Raw genomic sequence first — 19005 nt, 5'->3', positions numbered from 1 at the left:
GCGATTTAGAATCTATTGATGCATGCGCGTAAGAGTTTGTGAGTCCAATCTCTAACCACTCTAGTAAGCCAACGCTGAAATCTCTCTAATAAGCGAACTCTGACAACTCATCGTCCGGCACTGCGACGCTTTGACGCGTGAGGAGTGGAGGTTGTGCTAGCTAACACGTGACGCCGCTTGATAGTTCGCTTTGCGAAGCTCGCTCGCGCACCATCGCGACGCCACACGTCGAACTCTGCCGTCGGCCAGCTCAGAGCTTCTTTGTGATTCCGAGGCCACGCCTTAGGCCGAGTCGGAAATTGAAGAGGCGCCCGAAGGCGCCTCCAATTCGCTGGAGTGATTGCACCGCCTCTTTAGAACCGGTCGGCAACGCCCATGCCAGGATCGCTCACCGAACCGCGGCCGGTTTCCACATGGCCGGCGACGCGCCGATAGAAGCCGCTGCCCGAGTCGCTGGTGATGACGAAGTCATACCACAGGCCGGTGGTGCGCAGATTCCAGTACAGTTCACAGGGGTGGCCGGAAGCGGACACTTTGACATCCCACGACGTGCGCGGACCGCCGCCGAAGTCGGGTCCCGGGAAGAAGACCGGCGGATTGAATCCGAAGCCGGGGGCGCAGAAGTCGGGAGCTTGCTGGAAACCAGGCACCGGGCCGAAGCCCACGGGACGGACGCTCGGACGCGGACCGAAGCCCGGAGGCTCCGGCTGCATCGCGGCGGCCACCGAGGCGCTCACGGCGAGCAGCGGTCCATAAATCTTGTTGGACTTCACCGTGAAGCGAAGGTGGCCGTTGCCGTCGTTGCGGAGCTGCAGGTGCAGGCCGCCGTCGTGGACGTTGTAGCCGACGAAGATTTCCGGGTTCGGCTCATTCTTGTGCCGCATCGTAGAGATGTCGCCCTTGAAGTGACGGTGGAAGCCATTGGGGGCGAGCACCCACAGATCATAAAGGCCGTCGTCGCCAACCGCCCATTCGTCGTCCAGCATCTGGCCCGCCTCGACCGTGTAGCGCCGTGGAATGCGATCCAGGTGCATCTTGTCGTAGACGTGGAACACGGCGCCTGCAAAGCCGGTATTGGCGAACAGCAGCCTCACCTTGCTCTTGCTGGCATCAACCTGCGCGCTGGCGTGCAGAATGTAGGGTAGCGCGCGCGAGAAGCGCACGCCGGTTTCCTGAAACAGCGGCTGCGGCGTCGTCGGCGCGGTGGGGGCCGGCAGTGTCTTCTGGTGCGCATCCGATGCCTGCCAGTTGCTCTGGTCGGGAAGCTCCGGGAAGCGGGGATCGTTGGGGCTCGCGAAGTCGAAGGCGGTGGTGAGGTCGCCCGAAATGGCGCGGTGCCAGGGGCTGATGGAGTCCACCTTGATGCCGAAGCGCTTCTCGAGGAAGCGGCCCACCGACGTGTGGTCGAAGACCTGCGAATTGACCCAGCCGCCCTTGCTCCACGGCGACACGACGTACATCGGCACGCGCGCACTGAGACCCCAGGGACGGATGTTGCCGCTGATCTTGTCGTCGCTGCTCAGCACGTTGCCGACCGTGTTGGAAAAGTATTCACCCGCGAGCGGCATCGTGGCCTTGCCCATCAGGTTGCCGTCGTTGTCATAGGACGGCACCGCCGGTGCCGGCAGGTGATCGAAGAAGCCGTCGTTCTCGTCGAAGGTCAGGAAGAAGACGGTCTGGCTCCAGACCTCGGGGTTGGCGGTCAGTGCTTCCAGCACCTGGTCGGTGAAATTGCCGGCGCGGGTCGGGCTGCCGCCGCCGGGATGTTCGGAGTTGGCTTGCGTCGGCAGGATCCACGATACCTGCGGAAGGTTGCCGCTCATCACATCGGCCTTCAGCCTGTCGAGATAATCCGGGCCACCGGTCAGGCCGTGCACATAATTGGGATCGCCCGGCTGGGCGTGGCGGAAGCTGGCGAACGCCAGGCAGCCGTGCATCGCGCCGGTCCAGTTGTCGTTCATGTCCTGGTAGACGTGCCAGCTGACGCCGGCGCGCTGCAGCAGGTCGGGGAGGGTGGGCCAGTTAAAGTCGCTGCCGACATAGCGGTAGTTCGGCTGCGGCTGAGGCAGGCCGGCCACCCACTTCGAAGGGTTGGGCCAGCAGCGGTTGTTGTTGGGCTCGGAATCGTTCGTCGTGCAGTTGATGCCCTGCGCACGCAGCGCGGGATTGAAGTTGGAGCCCGACCAGAACACGATCCGGTTGGGATCGGTGCCGGTGGTGATGGAGGCGTGGTAGGCATCGCACAGCGTGAAGGCCTCGGCCAGCGCGAACTGGAAGGGAATGTCGTCGCGGCCGAAATAGCCCATCGCGTACGGGGTCTTGTACTTGGCCCAGAAGCCCATCTTGCCCTGGTTCCACGCGGCCTGACTGTCGCCAAACGAGTGCGGCGTGCCGTACCCGACCAGCGCGTTGCTGGTCGCGGAGTCGCGGTGATAGGGCGGGATCTCACGGGCGCCGTCGGACTGAAACCACACCGGCTTGCCGCTTTCGAGCGGAATAGGGAAGCGATCGCCGAAGCCGCGCACGCCGCGCAGCGTACCGAAATAGTGGTCGAACGAGCGGTTCTCCTGCATCAGGATCACGATGTGCTTGACGTCCATGATCGTGCCGGTCCGGCGCCGCGCCGGAATGGCCAGCGCCCGGTTGATGCTGGTAAAGGCAGCCGCCGCCGTGGCGCCCGCCAGAAAGTCGCGACGTGTTGTCATTATTGTTCTACCTTTGGTTGAATAGTTGAAGGAACGGACGACGGCTTGCGGTGCAGGCTTGGTGCACTGCCCGGGCCAGCCGTTCGGCAATACCAGTGCGACTTGACGTCGCTGTGAATAATTTATTTCCGAGAGAATTTTTTGTGAGCTTTTCTCAGTGTAGGGTGACTGAGCACCGAGAGAGGGGAGAGCGGGCCGGACATGACACATGGGCCATCTTCGTCGCCGGCTCATCCCGGCGGCCGACGAGAATTGAAGCTCTGCGCAAGGGGAATCGCGGTAACCTTCCGCGATCCACCAAATGAATTCCCACGTTGTTCGCGAGGACGCGGGTGACACGCTCGAACTTCAATGCAGGGCCGTCCGTGAGCGGTATTCTGTCCCGCGTTCGTGAATTGCAATCCGATCTTCCTCCAAAAGCCAGGCAAATCGCCGAGCTGATTATCGCGCAGCCGGAGTCCTTCATTCACATGTCGATCACCGAAGTTGCCGAGACATGTGGCGTGAGCGAAGGCACGATCGTTTCCTTTTGCGGCCGGGTGGGCGTTCGCGGGTTCCAGGAGCTCAAGATTCTTCTGGCGCGCGATCTGATCGAGCCGGTTCGTCTGATTCAGGAGGATCTGCATCGAGGCGATGATCCGGCGACCGTCACGGATCACATCTTTGCTGCTCACGCCGCTTCGCTCCACGAGACGCGCCGCCTGCTCTTAATGGAATCGCTGGCGAAGGCGGCGAGCTTGTTGAGGGAAGCGCAGCGGATCGAGATCTATGGCATAGGAAGTTCGGCGCCGATTGCGCAGGACCTCTCCTATCGCCTGCTGCAACTGGGGCTCGCGGCGAGCGCAGTCGTCGATTCTCATGTCCAGGCCGTCAGCGCGGGCATGACCGGCCCGGCGGTCACGACCGTTACGGTGTCTCACTCAGGCAGCACGGTCGAGACTGTGCTCGCGACCCGATTGGCGCGGGAAGCCGGCGCTCGGACAATCGGCATCACCCGGCTCGGCAAGTCGCCTCTGGCGGCCCATTGCGACGTTCTGCTCTATACCGTCGCCAATGAAACCAGATATCGGCCCGAGGCCATGAGCAGCCGCGTGGCTCAGCTCGCCATAATCGACACCCTGGTGAGCTGTTGCGCCCTGACCGACACCGAGCGCTCTGTGGACCGGCTTCAACACGCCGCGCGTATTCTTTCCGAGAAGCGCTTTTGACCGCACAGCTTGCGGCGGAGAGCCGCAACAGGATGGCTCCGACCCGAGCCTAAAATCTCCACCCGAGATGCCTTTCGGAGGATGCCCCCACTTGGCTTTGATGTACAATTGATGCCGGTTGCCCACCACAGGAGGTAAGTCATGAAAAGCCTCTATGCTCTCGCGTCAGTTGGGTTCTGCGTAGCTTCGGCAGCCCTCACCATCACCTCGGCGTCGGCTTTTCCAAACGAGGAGATCCCGAAAACCGAACCGGAGTACATCGCCAAGACAAAGACCGCCGCGCCGGCGTCGGTCGTGAACAACGCGACGATCACCATGCCGCAGCCGGATGGGTCTTCCAAGACCGTCCAAACCGGATCGAACGGTTTCACGTGCTTTATCGGCAACGACGGAACACCCGAATGCGATGACCAGAACGCCATGGAATGGCGCAAAGCTCTCCAGGCCAAACAGACCCCGCCGAACAAGATTGGCTTCATCTTCATGCTGGCCGGTGACACCGGCACGAGCAATCATGATTCCTCCGAACGGCACACGCACCAGCATTGGGTCCAGACCGGGCCGCATGTGATGATCGTCGGCGGCGCAGCGCACGAGATGCTCAGTCCGTATCCGCGCGATCTGGATGTCAAAGACCCGACGCAGCCTTATGTGATGTTCCCCGGCAAACCCAACGAGCACCTGATGATCCCGGTGGTCTCGCAAGAGCTTACGACGGGCAGCACGCGGTGACGCGGGTGAACTCCGCCGTGCCTGAGAGCAGCGGGCACGGCGGCTGATTCCGTATGATCGCAATGGCGGATCTGTGCTGCCCGCGTGATATTTCTTGGCGGTACAGCGCAAAGCGGGAACGTTTCAACTCATGCCAGCCTGCTTGGGGCCGGCCTGAGTTCAAGTTCTCAAGCCCCGACCTTCCTGGCGGCAGGAACCGTCCATGTGCCGTTGATGATGGAGGGGTCCGTTTCCTGCGGCCAGTACATGCGCAGCATGAGTATGAAATCTCCCTCGGGAGCGGGCAGCCAGTTTGACTCCTTGTCTTGGCCCGGGGAGTCCTTTTGAATGTAGAGCTCGACCGAGCCGTCCGCGTTTTCCTTCAGATCTTCACGGGCGCTGATCGAGTAGCGGTTGATCGGATTGTTCACGAAGAAGTAGCTGCTATCGTACATCGTGAGCGACCAGAATCCCTCCGCGGGAGGCAGGTGGCCTTTGGGAAACCGCATGACGTATTTGTTTGCGCCATTGTACTTACGGCCATCCGCATCCTTTTGTGAGGTCGGGTAGACTGCGTCCTGCGGACGATTGGCGCCGAGCCCGATCGCGGTCACCAGGGCCCGCATCAGATAGTCGGTCCCGTAGATGCCGGTTTTCGTTGTGAAGGCAAAGCCATTCTCATCCCTGATGGCTTTGTTGATCTTGAACTGAAGCATGATCCTGTCGAACGATACCTCCGGTAAGCGCTTCAGGAAGTCCGCCTTGAGCTTGCTCTCATCAAAATCCTGTCCGGGGACGATTCCAATTCGGGCAAATTTGGCAAGCTGGGGCGCGTCTGCTTCGTAGGGCGGATTGGTCTTCATAAGCTCGCACAGCAGCTTGAAATACGACACCGCGTCCATGCGATTGACCTGCTCGCGGACCGCGGTCTTCATGTCGACCGACGGATCGACTTTTCCCGCAGGTGGCGTGTACGGCTTGCCGTAAGCACTGAGCGGTACGAGTTTGCACTCATCCTGCAGCTTGTGGACGGCGGCGTAATCCTCCGGCGTGCCGGTGCAATAGATGCGGCCAAGCAGCCACACGATACTGGTGGGCGATTTGCACTCCTTCACGCCGGCCGGCAGCGTGCCCTTCCACCCGGGTCCGGTGATCGCGTAAGTCTGCGCCCCCGTGCCGGTGGTGCGTTTTCCTGGGACTTGAAACACGGTCGTCCAGCCGTCCAGCATTGGCATCAGGAAATAGCGCCCCTTCATGTCCGGGATGCTGAGGACCCACGGTTCTTTCCCGACGTCGACGAAGGAGGTTGTGTAGAGAGTGTCCGCATTCGGCGCGGTGACATCCCTGAACGAAGCGTCTGGATATTGGCGCAGCTTGATAAGATGACCCATCGGTCCCCGTGTTCCGACCGGTTCAGCAACATTGGTCATGACCCGGCGAGTCATCTCGATCGTCACCAACGGATAGCCGAAAATGTAGGCGTCGCTCGCGAGCCAGAAATCCTCCAGGGCTTGACCCACTCCCAGGAAAGAATCCTGGGCAAGGACCGACCGTGTGGCGGCCGCGCCTGCCAGCAGCCCCATTCCACCAAACGCAAGGGATCGGCGGGTGATATTCATCGCTATCTCCTTCCTGAAACGAATACAAATGACGGCTAGTGCTTTCAGATGTGACGCTCATGCCCTGTGGGGCGAGGCGGTCAGGATGAATTGCTGGCGGCAGCTACGATGCCGCCAGTCAGCGCAGCTCAATAGCAAGGCGGATAAGGATAATATCCGCACCGGGGCGCGTAGTATGGATAGGCAGCTCCGGCCACTGCGGCCGCTCCCGCAAAGGCCGCACCTCGGTAGAAAGCACCGCGCCAGGCCGTTCGGCGGGCGACGCCCGCAAAGGACAGCGGAGTGAAGGGGCGGCCGATGATGTCGATAAAAACTGATGCCGGCCCATCAGCTCCCACAAGATCGCCTTCGAGAATATCGACATCGAAAGTCAGCTTGTCGTCCTCGAGCTTGGGCGATTTCAGTACGACGACGGCGTCGATCACCGACGATCCGTCTTTCTTGAAACCGGAAACCGTAGCGTTTGGAGGATCTTTGGCGAAGTTGTCGCTGCCGTTGCCCCAATCCTCAACAATTCGCGTCGTGAGATCGTGACCGGCCGCCCGTACAGGTCGATCGGCAAACACGATGGCATTCGGCGAAATTCCCGTCAGCACAAGCTTGCCGTCCTTCAAGCTCGCACCGCGCGAATTGAGGACGAAGAGGGATGGCACGACTTCCGGCTTTGCCTGGCCGATGGATTTCTCAAGCGGAATATGCGGCTTACGTTCGGGGGCCGTTTGAGCAGAAAGTCCTTGGGGGCAGATCAGCAATCCGCCGACGCAAAATGCGATTAAAGCAGCACGAAGTGTCACGGCAATTTTCTCCTTGGAAAGAGGACTCTTTTCCTTTCGGCCGGCTCCTATGGCTTTCAAAAATCGTCTGGCGCATCTTCTTCTGCGCATTCTAGAAAGTGGCTCCGCAGCAGCCGGGCAATTGGCAAGCAGCTTCCAATGTGGCAAGCAGCTTCGCTGAGCATTTCGCGCCAATTCAGATCGCAAGTCTTGCCATTTCGCGCCAATCGGCCGGATCAGTTCAGCAGTCAATCGGACAAATTCTTCCGCGATTGGCGTGCCGCTCCTGCTTACGCGCAAGTTGCTGCTGTCTGTAGACAACGGGTTGAACTTTCATCAAACGCACGAAACTGCGGCTGAAGCTGCTTGCATTCGTATAGCCGAGAAATCTTGCGATATCGGACAGGCGCATGCTTGAGTCCACGAGCAAGCGGCACGCGATAGTCAGGCGAACTTCCGCAAGCATTGCGCTGTGGCTTGTGCCCATGCGACCGAGATGACGCTGCAAGGTGCGCGTGCTGATTTTGCAGGCGCGAGCTGTGCCATCGAGAGTTGCGTCACCGTGTCGCAGCGACGCGATAATGGCCGCGCGGACCGCCCGAGATGAAGGCAAACGGACAGCTCTCATCGGTTTGTGTGAGGCGTGAAGCCCACGGTCCCTCTGAAGAGAACCGATGCTTTGAGGCTACGCGCATTCTCAGGACCAATCTGGCCACCAGCCGCCAAAATGTTCGTCAAGTGGAATTATTTGTTGCTCGCCATGCCTGCACGACCTGACAATCGATAAGGCAAGACAGTTGCAAGCCTGCTAGTCTGCTACCGCGGCAGACTTCTTGGGCAGGTAGTGATGACCGTTATTCCATTGACCCGTTGCCAATTTCTAATGCCATTTGCTGAAATTCATTCAGAGATCGGCGGACCCACCGCGGCGCTTCTCGCCAAATTCCGGCTTCCTACGTCTTTGGAGGAAAAAGCGGATCATTACGTGCCGCTGCTGCCGGCCGTTCGCTTTGCGGCGGCCGCCCAGGAAAAGCAGGGGCTGTCGGAGATCGCCTTTCGCGCAGCCCAGAGGCTCTCATTCGATCATCTAAGCGATGCCATGCGAGTTCGAATCCGGCATTCGCCAACTCTGTTGGTTGCTCTTCAGCAGATGTGCAAGTGGGCGCCGGTCGAAGATACAAATCTGCGTCTATGGCTGGAGCCGTACGACGAAAGCGTGAAAATTTGCAGCAAGCTCATTGGAACGGAAGGTATTTCCCATCTTGAGGTGTCCCAATGGCTTCAGAACATATTCGTCCTGCACATCGTCCGTCAGTTCGCGGGCGCGTGCTGGACTCCCAGAGTGATCGCGTTTGAAGCTGATTATATGCCGAGCAGAGAAGTTCAATCGCATTGGCCGGATACACGCTTCATGTCCGGTCAGAAAGCCTCATGGATCGAAGTGCCGCTGCAGTTCTTGAGCTATCCCAATCGCGCAGTTGTTGTCCGGTCTCATTTGCCCGAGACAGAGCGGCAGCCTTTCGGCGGCGACGTCGTCGGCATTCTCAAGTTGACTTTACCATCGTATCTTGACGAGGGAGGCCCGGCGATAGTGCAGGCTGCTGAGATGGTTGGACTGAGCGTCAGGAGTCTGCAGAGGAAGCTCGCGCTGGCCGGGCTGACATACTCGGGCCTGCTTGAGCAGGTCCGCTTCAACAATGCGATGCAGCTTCTAAGCGATACTGAGAACAAGATCATCGACGTAGCATTTTCATCGGGATATGCAGACCCTGCCCACTTTGCTCGCGCTTTCCGACGGATTTCCGGATTCACCCCGCGACAGTTTCGGGAAAGGTCGAGGAGCGGACGGGCGGAGATCGACCTTCGCGCCTCCCAACTTGATGATCATCGTCTCTAGAGAAGATTTACGCCTTGGATGCTCCTCGATGTAGCGGCGTAAAATTTTCGGCTTTCCGGCTGATGTTGAAAGCTGGACTGCACGCGACATTGATCCTCTCCGCTGGGACAGCCTTTGGCGCAAATGATGATGACGGCGCTATCAGCGCATCGATACCGGCGGTCTATCTTGATCTGAGGACAAGCTACGCGCAGGTGCCGGCAGGATCGCTCGCATTTGGCTTTGGACATCCAACTCTATTCGATGCGTTGCGAAGGCTCGCAACACCGAACCGCGCGGCGTTTCCGACCGGCCTGCCAGCAGCAAAATCGCTCAACGTGGATTTTCCGTTGACGGTCGATGTCACCGACAGTGTCTCGCTATACGGAGGCGTCTCCGGCAGTTCGACGGAGTTCGGAGGCAGCGGGTGGTCGTCCTTTCAAGCCACAAGCTGGAACGTCGGCTTCCAGGCGGATCTCTACCAGCAGAACGGCGGGACCTTTCCGACCGTGACGCTGCAATCGACGATCACACAATCGATCCCCAATGGTCCGCTGGCCACAACCTCCTTCAACAACATTCTCGAATTCGACTATGCACTTGATTCCGATGAGACCAAAGGCTTCCTCGCCGGTTTCCAGGACACGCGCACTGACGTCGGCACGACGCTCGTGAAGATCAACCCGAACACGATCGCCTATGTCGGCGGCTACTATCAATGGTCCAATAATTGGAAATTCACTGGCCGTGTGGGCGTGCAGTCCTTCGAAGGGGCGCAGCTTCTAACACTTGCGCCCATTCAGCCGTTCACGCAACCGATCATGCGGCTCGATCTCGATCGCATGGACGATAACGACAATCGGCTGTTTGGCATCACCGCCGAAATCATGTGGGTGCCCAAGCCCGCCTATCAACTGACGGTCAGGACGCCCCTGTACGCAGTCCGTAATTAGCCGGCGCTGCTGGCGCGAGCCGACAAGGACCAAAAAATATCCTATGTCTGCTTTCGACGCCAATGTCCGCGCGGTCTTCCTGTGCCAACGCTACCAGCTGCCGGTCGTGTTCGCGCAAAGCTGGCCGGATCGTCCTGCGGCAATTCTCAGCGCTCCCGCAATGACAGGATGATTTTGCCATCACCATCATGAGTTGGACGGAACAATCCATGATCCGGATCAGTTCGGATCGCGATAACGGTGGGAGCCGAGCCTGGCTCGGGCAGCCGACGTGATTACGGCTGGAACTGTTGTTCGGCTTTGGGCCGGGTCGTATGCGCCCATTTTGGCATCTATGCGTCTTATCTGCTTGCAGGGCAAACTCGGAAATGCCGGTTGTCCGATCTGCGGCCGGCTGGGATAAGCTGTCATCGTTCACACGGAAAGGTGCGCATTGGTCTCTGCAAGCGAACTGGAGGCTGCTCTGGATTTTCTCCGGGCTCGGGCTGCCGGATCTGCCGAAGGCATTTTTGGTCCGGACTCGATGACCTGGAGGATCGATAGAGAAGCGGTCATCTTTTTGGGCGCCGGTCGTGCCTTGCTCCTTCAACTGGCGCATCCCTGGATCGCGGCCGCTGTGGCGGAGCACTCGCGGACCTTTGCGGATCCGATCGGTCGTTTTCATCGAACCTTTGACGTTATGTTTACGATGGTGTTCGGCTCGCTCGATACGGCTCTTGCTGCTGCCCGGCATCTCCACCGCCGCCATGCCACGATCGTCGGCCGCTTGCCCGAAGCGATCGGTCCCTTCGAGCGTGGCTCACCCTATCGCGCCAATGAGGTGGCGGCGTTGCTGTGGGTTCACGCGACCCTCGTCGAGACCGCTCTCATGGTGCACGACATGATCTTGCCTCCGCTCTCGGTTGAAGAGCGCGAGCGATATTGGGCCGAAAGCCGGCTCTTTGGGGCGTTGTTCGGGCTGAAGCCGACTGACTTGCCTGCGGATTGGCAATCATTTGTCGCCTACAACCGGGCCATGATGCAATCGGACACATTGTCGGTTACCGACACCGCCCGCCACGTGGCTGGACAGATCTTCGCCGGCGGTCGTCCATGGTTGCGCGTACCGCGATGGTATCAAGCCCTAAGCGCCGAGCTGCTGCCTGACCGCATTCGCATGGGCTTCGGATTTGCGTTTGACGAACGGGACAGGAAAGCCGCGGAACGTGCGCTCGCACGCATCCGACGCGTATACTCGGCAATACCAACCCGGCTTCGCTACGTCGGCCCTTACCACGAAGCTCAAGCGCGACTAAAAGGAAGACCCCGGCTCGACTGGACAACCCGCTGCCTTAACAGGGTTTGGATCGGACGGCCTCAGCTAGGTGATCGCCGGAACATTTGAAGCTCCCGTGCTCTCTGTCCCGTGTATGAACGCTTGTATCTCCAGCGTAAGACGGAGGATTCCTGGCTTCCTGAGAGGGACAGCGTAGCCCGGATTGCGCTTCGCTCCATCCGGGTTACGGGCTGCTATCCCTTCTGCGTGTAGAGCAGCGGCACCGCGGAATCCACGACCACCTCGACAAGACTCGTGCCGTCATGTGTAAGCCCACGCTTCAGCGCGCTTGGAAGCTCGGCGGCCTTCGTCACGCGTACGGCGTGGCAGCCCATGCCTTCTGCGATCTTGACGAAATCGATATCTGGCAATTCCAGCCCCGGCACGTTGCGCACCTGCATCACCTGGCTGAACGAGCGCATCGCGCCGTAGCCTGAATTGTTGATCACCAACACCGTCATCGGCAGCTTGCGCTGCGCGGCGGTCCACAGCGCCTGGATCGAATACATCGCCGAGCCGTCGCCGATCACGCAGACGATGCGACAACCGGTGCGGCCGAGCGCCATGCCGACCGCCGCCGGCAGGCTGTAGCCGAGGCCGCCGCTCGCCATGGTGTAGAAACTGTCCTGCCCGCGCATCGGCATGAACTTCTGCATCGCCAGGCGATGCGAGGGAGCCTCTTCCACCAGCACGTCATGCGGCCCCATCGCGGCGACAAGCGAATGCATCAGGAACTCGGCGGGAATCGGATCGCCGGGTGCGGGCACAGGCGACAGCGCGCGGCCCGCGGGCACGGCTCGCCTGGTTTCGGGCAACAGTTCGAGCAGTGTCGCAAGCGACGGCTTCATCGTGCCGATGATGCTGTTGCCGACTGGCGTGAACGACGCAGCGTTTGGATCGTCGGTGATCTGGAACAGCGCAGTTGCGCCATCGAAGATCGAAGCGTGGCCCTCGACATGGAAGGTGAACACCGGCGCGCCGATCACGACGACCAAGTCGTGCCCGCGCAGCGCCTCCGAGAGCTGCCCCGGGGAAGCGTGGAGGAAGCCGGCGAATTGCGGATGCCGCTCGGGGAATGAGCAGCGGGCCGAGAACGGGCTCGCCCACACCAAGGCTTTCGTCTTTTCCGCGACCTCAATCATGAGATCGACGGCCTGTGCGCGGTCGACGGCGGGGCCGACGACGAGGGCAGGGTGCTTGCTGTCGGCGAGCGCGGCGACCAGCGCCTTCATCGCCGCCGGATCGGGCCCGATCTCGCGACTGATCTGGCGCGCCTCGACCGGCTGCGTCGGCCGGTTCCAGTCGTCGACCGGCACCGAGACGAAGGTCGGCCCGCAGGGCGGCTGCATCGCGATGTAATAGGCGCGTGCTATCGCGCCGGGCACGTCCTCAGGCCGCGCCGGCTCGACCGCCCATTTCACATAAGGCTGCGGGAATTCGGTGGAGCGCTCGGCGTAGAGGAACGGCTGCAATGGCAGGATCGAGCGCGCCTGCTGGCCTGCGGTGATCACCAGCGGCGTCTGGTTGCGGTAGGCGTTGAAGACATTGCCGAGCGCGTGCCCGACGCCGGCCGCCGAATGCAGATTGACGAAGCCGGCGTTGCGCGTCGCCTGCGCATAGCCGTCGGCCATCCCGACGACAGAGGATTCCTGCAGTCCCAGCACATAGTCGATGTCATCGGGCCAGTCGCTCAGGAACGGCAATTCGGTCGAGCCGGGATTGCCGAACACCTTTTTGATGCCGAAGGCACGGAGCAGTCCGAACGTCGCGTCCTTGACCGTGACGGCTTTGCTGTTGGCGGCGGCGGGCTTGCGGGACGACATCAGGCGATTCTCCCCAGTTTATTTTTTCGTCATTGCGAGCCACCGGGTCGGCGCGTAGCGCCGCCCGATGACAGGCTCCGCGAAGCAATCCATCTCGCCGCTTGCGGAGACATGGATTGCTTCGTCGCTACGCTCCTCGCAATGACGGCCTAGGAGCGACCGCTAGTCAAGCCCTACCAGGTCGCCGTGCCCTTCATCGTCGGCTGCCCTTCAGCATTAGCCGTCCACAGGTCCAGGCCTTCGCCATTCTCATTGGCGTTGACCGAGAACTCGCTGCCCTCGAACAGGGGCTGCACGCCGCGATAGACGAACTTCTTCGGCGGCTGGCCGCCATGAAGCTTCGCCGCCAGCTCGATGATGAACGCGGCTTGCAGCGGCCCGTGGAAGATCAGGCCGGGATAGCCCTCCACCTTGGTGACGTAGTCGCGATCGTAATGGATGCGATGGCCGTTGAAGGTCAGCGCCGAATAGCGAAACAGCAGCACCGGATCGGCCATGTGGCTCTCGCGGTGCTTTGCAATCGGCGGCGGGGGCGGAGCCTTCGCCGATGTGGCCGCTGGCGTGCTCGTCATCTCGCGATAGACGATATCCTGCCGCTCGCGGATCGCGAGCCCGCGCGGCGTCGTCACCTCGTGATGGACGGAGACGAAGCACAGCGTGCCGGTCGAGCCGCTCTTCAAGCTCACGTCGGAGATGCGCGAGACGCGCCTCGGCTCGTCGCCGACGCGCAGCGTGTCGAGGAATTCGAGCTCGCCGCCGGCCCACATCCGGCGCGGCAGCGGCACCGGCGGCAGGAAGCCGCCACGGGTCGGGTGGCCGTCGGGACCGAGCTGCGACATCGGAAACACCGGCTGCGCCAGGCACCAATGCACCGTGAACGGCGCGGCATCGCCCACCTTGGGCTCGCCGATCTCCTGGATCAGCGTCGCGCGCAGGCCCTTGACGAGCTGCGCCGTGACGGTGTCGGAGGCTTCACTGGTGCGGCCGATCCATTGCCTGAGATGATCGAGGTCGAGTTGTTCGCTCATGATGATTTGGCCCGGGCAGGAGAGGACTTTGCGGCGCTGGTCTGCTCGCCGATCGCCGGCACCGCGCCGTAGTGGCGCGGTTCGCCGACGACAATCGCAGCCGGTGCCGGATAGGCGACGCGGCCGTTCGGCGTCTCGACCTCGATCCGGCGCAGATGCGGATGATGGGCGAGGTCGTCCATGGTGTTGACCTCGGCGAAAGCGATGTCGGCATCGGCCAATTTCTGCAGCAGCTCATCGCGCGTCAGCTTCGCGAAGGCATCGCCGACGGTCTGGTCGGTCAGCGCGCGGTTGCGCACCCGCTCGACCATGTTGGCGAAGCGCGGATCCTTCGGTAGCTCCGGCTGGCCCAGCACTTCGGCGCACAGCTTCTTCCATTCACGTTCGCTCTGGATCGAGATCAGGATCTCCTTGCCGTCCCTGGAGCGGAACACGCCGTAGGGCGCGATCGAGGGGTGGGCGAGGCCCATGCGCTTCGGCGGCTTGCCGTCCTCGGCATTGAGCAGCGGCACCGTCAGCCAGTCCGCCATCACGTCGAACATGGAGATGCGGATGTCGGCCCCCTTGCCGGTGCGCCCGCGCGCGATCAGCGCTTCCAGGATCGCCGCATGCGCGGTCGCGCCGGTCGCAACGTCCACGATCGACATACCGACGCGCGAGGCGCCCTCCGGTCCGCCGGTGATCGAGGCGAGTCCACTCTCGGCCTGGATCAGGAGATCATAGGCCTTGCGATTGGCATACGGCCCTTCATCGCCATAGCCCGTGATGGTGCAGCAGATCAGCTTCGGATAATCCTTGCGCAGCCGCGCAAGCGAGAAGCCGAGCTTGTCCATCGAGCCCGGCTTCAAATTCTGCAACAGCACGTCGGCGCCCGCGATGAGCTCTTCCAGCGCGCTGCGGCCTTCCTTGGTCGCCAGATCGACCACGACCGAATCCTTCCCGCGGTTCAGCCAGACGAAATAGCTGCTCTGGCCCTTGGCGGCGGCGTCATAGCCGCGGGCGAAATCGCCCTCGGGCCGTTCGATCTTGATCACATGCGCGCCGGCATCGGCCAGGCGCGACGAGCAGAACGGCGCAGCCACCGCCTGCTCCACGGCGATGACGGTCAGTCCCTCGAGCGGCAGCATGCGTCTCACCTCAGTAGGAGCGGGGCATGCCGAGCACATGCTCGGCGACGAAGGACAGGATCAGATTGGTCGAGATCGGCGCCACCTGGTAGAGCCGCGTCTCGCGGAACTTGCGCTCGACGTCGTATTCCTCGGCAAAGCCGAAGCCGCCATGGGTCTGCACGCAGGCATTCGCCGCTTCCCAGGACGCATCCGCCGCCAACATCTTCGCCATGTTGGCTTCCGCACCGCAATCGAGCCCGGCTTCGTACTTGCGGGTGGCTTCCTTCACCATCAACTCGGCCGCACGCATCGAGGCATAGGCTTTTGCGATCGGGAACTGGATGCCTTGATTCTGGCCGATCGGCCGGCCGAACACGGCGCGCTCCTTGGCGTAGTTGGTCGCCTTGGCGATGAACCATTTGGCATCGCCGATGCATTCGGCCGCGATCAGGATGCGCTCGGCATTCATGCCGGAGAGGATGTAGCGGAAACCCTTGCCCTCGTCGCCGATCAGGTTTTCCGCCGGCACCCGCATGTCCGTGAAGAACACCTCTGTCGTCGCGTGGTTCATCATGGTCCGGATCGGGCGGATCTCCAGCCCCTTGCCCTTGACCTCGCGCATGTCGACGATGAACACCGACAGCCCGTCGGTCCGCTTCTTCGCCTGCTCCTTCGGCGTGGTGCGCGCGAGCAGGATCATCAGGTCGGAATGCTCGGCGCGGCTGGTCCAGATCTTCTGGCCGTTGACGACGTAGTGGTCGCCGTCCTTGCGCGCAAACGTCTTCAGCGACGACGTATCGGTGCCGCTGGTCGGCTCGGTCACGCCAAAGGCCTGCAACCGCAATTCGCCGCTCGCGACCTTCGGCAGATACTTCGCCTTCTGCTCGGCATTGCCGTGCCGCAACACCGTGCCCATCGTGTACATCTGCGCGTGGCAGCCGCCGCCATTGCAGCCGGCACGCTGGATCTCCTCCAGGATCGCCGCCGCCGCGGACAGCTTCAGCCCCGCGCCGCCATATTCCTCGGGGATCAGCACCGAGAGATAGCCGGCTTCGGTCAACGCATCGACGAATTCTTTCGGATAGGCCATCTGTCGATCGAGCTTGCGCCAGTATTCACCGGGAAACTGTGCGCAGAGTTTTGCCACCGCATCGCGGATGTCGGAATAGTCGTCATGGTGTTCTTGTGCGGTCATCGGAAATCACCGGCGCGTTCGTTTAAGGGATGGCGGATCTGAAAGGCGCGGCGGACCATTGTGGCGCCGGAGTAAACTCCCTATGCTGTTTTGTTATAGCGTATGAAGTAGCATTCCAAGATTGGCAAGCATGGATTTCCGCCAGCTTAGGACGTTTACCTGCGTCGCGGAACTCGGGAGCCTGAGCAAGGCCTCCGACACGCTGCGCATAGCTCAGCCGGCGCTGAGCCGGCAGATCAAGCTGCTCGAGCACGAGCTGCGCACGGAGCTGTTTACGCGGAACGGCCGCGGCATGGTGCTGACCGATGCCGGTCGCCTCTTGCTCGCGCGCACCTCCGGCATCGTCCGCCAGGTCGACCAGATCCGCGACGACATCCAGTCCGCGCAGGGCCCGCCGTCCGGCCGCGTGGTGCTCGGCCTGGTGCCGACGGTGAGCTGCGTGCTCTCGGCGCGCTTCGCCCGCCGCTGCGTGGAGAATTTCCCCGGCATCTCGCTGCGCATCGTCGAGAGCTATAGCGGCCACCTGATCGAATGGCTGCACCGCGGCGAGATGGATATTTCGATCATCTACGGCCGCACCGCGGACCTGCATCTGGCGGCGCAGCCGCTCGGCCGCGACCAGATCATAGCCGTCGGCCCTCGCGGCTGCGGCTTGTCGCGCAAGAAGCAGGTCGAGATCGGCTGGCTCTTGCGCCAGCGCCTGGTACTGCCCAGTCATTCGCATGGACTCCGTGCCCTGATCGAGCACGCCGCGGCGCTCAAGAAGATCAAGCTCGACGTCCAGCTCGAGGCGGATTCGTTCCGCGTGCTCACCAGCCTGGTCGAGGAGGGGCTCGGCTTTGCGCTGTTGCCGCCATCCTCGGTACGGAGCGAAGTCGCCGACGGCCGGCTGGAAACCGCGGCGATCGCAAAGCCGCTGTCGCGCGAGCTGATCATTGCCTCTCCGATCGATCGTCCCACCTCGATCGCGACCACCGCCGTCACCACGCTGTTGCGCGAGGAGGTCGCCGCCTGCCGCAAGGAAGGCCTCTGGGACATCAAGCTGGCGTAAGCCGTTGCGGCGCGCCAACAGAAGACTTAAGGGAAGCTCGCGCAGCCTTCCCTTCGCATCTGGTGCAGGCTGTCATGCCAGGTTTTTATATCTCCGTCATTGCGAGCGAAGCGAAGCAATCCATTTCACCACTTGCGGAGGCATGGATTGCTTCGTCGCTTCGCTCCTCGCAATGACGATCACCCCGGAATCCGCACCGGCAGCGTCTCATATCCCTTGATGAAGCTGGAATAGATCCGCCGGGGCTCGCCGACCACCTCGATACGGTCGAACCGTTTCAGCATCTCCTGCCAGATGATCTTCAATTGCAACTCGGCGAGCCGCATGCCGACGCAGCGGTGGATGCCGAAGCCGAACGACAGATGCGTGCGCGGCCGCGGTCGGTCGATGATGAACTCGTTGGGGCGGTCGATCACCTCTTCGTCGCGGTTGCCCGAGACATACCACATCACGACGCGGTCGCCCTTTTTGATCGTCTTGCCGCCGAGCTCGGTATCTTCAAGAGCGGTACGCCGCATATGGGCGAGCGGGGTCTGCCAGCGGATCACTTCCGGCACCATCGAGTCGATCAATTCAGGGTTTTGCCTGAGCTTCTCGTACTGCTCTGGGTTTTCGTTCAGCGCCAGCACCGAGCCGGTCATGGTGTTGCGCGTGGTGTCGTTGCCGCCGACGATCAGCAGGATGAGGTTGCCCATGAGGTTGTCGCGGTCCATGTGCCGCGTCGCATCGCTATGCGCCATCATCGACAACAGATCGTTGCGCGGCGGCGCGTTGACGCGCTCGTTCCAGAGCTTGGCGAAATAGGCGTAGCATTCGTCCATTTCCTTCCGCCGCTGCTCCGGCGAGTCGACGATGCCGCTCTTGGGCAGAGCGGTAGCGACGTCGGACCAGCGCGTCAGCTTGCGCCGTTCCTCCCAGGGGAAGTCGAACAGCGTCGCCAGCATCTGCGTGGTCAATTCGATCGAGACCCTTTCGACAAAGTTGAAGGTCTCGTTGCGCGGCAGGCCGTCCAGCACCCGTTGCGACCGCTCGCGGATCAGCTTGGCAAGTTCGTCCAGATGCGTCGGCGTGAACATCGGCGACACCGTCTTGCGCTGCGCCGAGTGTTTCGGCTGGTCCATCGCGATGAAGCTCGGCCAGTCATAGCCGACCGGCATGTCGCGGATGCCGATGCCGCCAAGCGTCGCATCAGAGGAGAAGATGCCGTGGTTGGTGTCGACATGCATGATGTCGTTGTACTTCGTAACCGACCAATAGGGCTCGATCGGCGCGTTGGTGCAGTAATGCACCGGCTCTTCTTTGCGCAGCCGCTCGAACCACGGCTGCCACGTGTCGTTCTGGAACAGCCTTGGCGCGCCCGGGTGGAAATTCTTCAGCGGCGTCGAATAGGCCTCCTCGCGCGCCAGGCGCATCAGCTCGTTCCTGTCGACCCTGACCGAAGTCTGCACGTTCATGGTTATCAACTCCCAAAAGCGCTAGGTCGCGTGGACAGTTATGTTAGCCAGAGCAGAGTTGCGGCGATAGCGACGACAGCGAAGTAATTTCGTGCGGTTTTTTCGTAACGCGTAGCAACGCGCCTGAAACGCTTCAGTTTCGAGAAGCAGCATTCGATTAGATGACGCTCGGCATAGAGGGGTTT

15 protein-coding genes and 1 pseudogene are annotated in these 19005 nt (G+C 61.5%); 6 read left to right on the top strand and 10 right to left on the bottom strand.

Annotated elements, in window-relative coordinates; translation table 11 throughout:
• Positions 1-353 precede the first annotated feature (353 nt).
• Positions 354-2705, bottom strand: a complete 2352-nt coding sequence (locus AC5ZG5_RS19685; RefSeq protein ID WP_456643720.1) for a phosphocholine-specific phospholipase C — start codon at positions 2703-2705, stop codon at positions 354-356.
• Positions 2706-3070: 365 nt separating this feature from the next.
• On the opposite strand from AC5ZG5_RS19685, the gene AC5ZG5_RS19680 reads away from it, so the two are divergent.
• A complete protein-coding gene (locus AC5ZG5_RS19680; protein WP_456643627.1) occupies positions 3071-3913 on the top strand; it encodes a MurR/RpiR family transcriptional regulator in 843 nt (280 codons plus the stop codon).
• Between the two features lie 141 nt (positions 3914-4054).
• A complete protein-coding gene (locus tag AC5ZG5_RS19675) occupies positions 4055-4645 on the top strand; it encodes a hypothetical protein (protein ID WP_051396437.1) in 591 nt (196 codons plus the stop codon).
• A gap of 167 nt (positions 4646-4812) precedes the next feature.
• Here the strand turns inward: AC5ZG5_RS19675 and AC5ZG5_RS19670 are convergent, their stop codons facing one another.
• The 3 genes from AC5ZG5_RS19670 to AC5ZG5_RS19660 form a co-directional block, all read right to left on the bottom strand.
• The gene (locus AC5ZG5_RS19670; RefSeq protein ID WP_456643626.1) at positions 4813-6243 is read right to left on the bottom strand and encodes a DUF1254 domain-containing protein; all 1431 of its coding nucleotides are present in this window, start codon (positions 6241-6243) and stop codon (positions 4813-4815) included.
• A 128-nt stretch (positions 6244-6371) separates the two neighbouring features.
• The gene (locus tag AC5ZG5_RS19665) at positions 6372-6995 is read right to left on the bottom strand and encodes a hypothetical protein (RefSeq protein ID WP_456643719.1); all 624 of its coding nucleotides are present in this window, start codon (positions 6993-6995) and stop codon (positions 6372-6374) included.
• A gap of 262 nt (positions 6996-7257) precedes the next feature.
• Positions 7258-7644: a helix-turn-helix domain-containing protein gene (locus tag AC5ZG5_RS19660; protein WP_456643625.1), complete on the bottom strand. Its 387-nt coding sequence runs from the start codon at positions 7642-7644 to the stop codon at positions 7258-7260.
• A gap of 219 nt (positions 7645-7863) precedes the next feature.
• Here AC5ZG5_RS19660 and AC5ZG5_RS19655 point away from each other — a divergent pair, with 219 nt between their 5' ends.
• The 3 genes from AC5ZG5_RS19655 (at position 7864) to AC5ZG5_RS19645 (ending at position 11229) form a co-directional block, all read left to right on the top strand.
• Positions 7864-8913: an AraC family transcriptional regulator gene (locus tag AC5ZG5_RS19655; protein ID WP_130227256.1), complete on the top strand. Its 1050-nt coding sequence runs from the start codon at positions 7864-7866 to the stop codon at positions 8911-8913.
• Positions 8914-8975: 62 nt separating this feature from the next.
• Positions 8976-9845 (top strand): hypothetical protein, encoded by an 870-nt coding sequence (locus AC5ZG5_RS19650; protein WP_456643624.1) that lies wholly within the window; start codon positions 8976-8978, stop codon positions 9843-9845.
• 433 nt (positions 9846-10278) lie between these two features.
• Positions 10279-11229 carry an oxygenase MpaB family protein gene (locus AC5ZG5_RS19645; RefSeq protein ID WP_456643623.1) on the top strand — a complete coding sequence of 317 codons (951 nt, stop codon included), beginning with the start codon at positions 10279-10281 and terminating at the stop codon, positions 11227-11229.
• 125 nt (positions 11230-11354) lie between these two features.
• On the opposite strand, the gene mdlC is transcribed toward AC5ZG5_RS19645, so the two are convergent.
• From mdlC to AC5ZG5_RS19625, 4 genes are all read right to left on the bottom strand, one after another.
• Entirely contained in the window at positions 11355-12983 is a 1629-nt protein-coding gene (gene mdlC / locus AC5ZG5_RS19640; RefSeq protein WP_456643622.1) for a benzoylformate decarboxylase, read from the bottom strand.
• 173 nt (positions 12984-13156) lie between these two features.
• On the bottom strand, positions 13157-14011 hold the full coding sequence (locus AC5ZG5_RS19635) for an HTD2 family dehydratase (protein ID WP_456643621.1): 855 nt from the start codon (positions 14009-14011) through the stop codon (positions 13157-13159).
• The gene (locus tag AC5ZG5_RS19630) at positions 14008-15138 is read right to left on the bottom strand and encodes a CaiB/BaiF CoA transferase family protein (RefSeq protein ID WP_165435312.1); all 1131 of its coding nucleotides are present in this window, start codon (positions 15136-15138) and stop codon (positions 14008-14010) included. The genes AC5ZG5_RS19635 and AC5ZG5_RS19630 overlap by 4 nt, the downstream gene beginning before the upstream one ends.
• A 10-nt stretch (positions 15139-15148) precedes the next feature.
• Positions 15149-16315 carry an acyl-CoA dehydrogenase family protein gene (locus AC5ZG5_RS19625; protein WP_028161769.1) on the bottom strand — a complete coding sequence of 389 codons (1167 nt, stop codon included), beginning with the start codon at positions 16313-16315 and terminating at the stop codon, positions 15149-15151.
• A 130-nt stretch (positions 16316-16445) separates the two neighbouring features.
• On the opposite strand from AC5ZG5_RS19625, the gene AC5ZG5_RS19620 reads away from it, so the two are divergent.
• Complete coding sequence (locus AC5ZG5_RS19620) at positions 16446-17366, top strand: LysR substrate-binding domain-containing protein (protein WP_130227251.1); 921 nt, start codon at positions 16446-16448, stop codon at positions 17364-17366.
• Between the two features lie 179 nt (positions 17367-17545).
• On the opposite strand, the gene AC5ZG5_RS19615 is transcribed toward AC5ZG5_RS19620, so the two are convergent.
• Positions 17546-18820 (bottom strand): cytochrome P450, encoded by a 1275-nt coding sequence (locus AC5ZG5_RS19615; protein ID WP_130227250.1) that lies wholly within the window; start codon positions 18818-18820, stop codon positions 17546-17548.
• Positions 18821-18858: 38 nt separating this feature from the next.
• Positions 18859-19005: pseudogene (locus AC5ZG5_RS19610) on the bottom strand (IS5/IS1182 family transposase); the annotation flags it as partial.

The organism is Bradyrhizobium sp. Ses1 (assembly GCF_059512365.1).
Note: the sequence above shows the minus strand (reverse complement) of the source record. Positions and strands in the feature narration are given on the sequence as shown.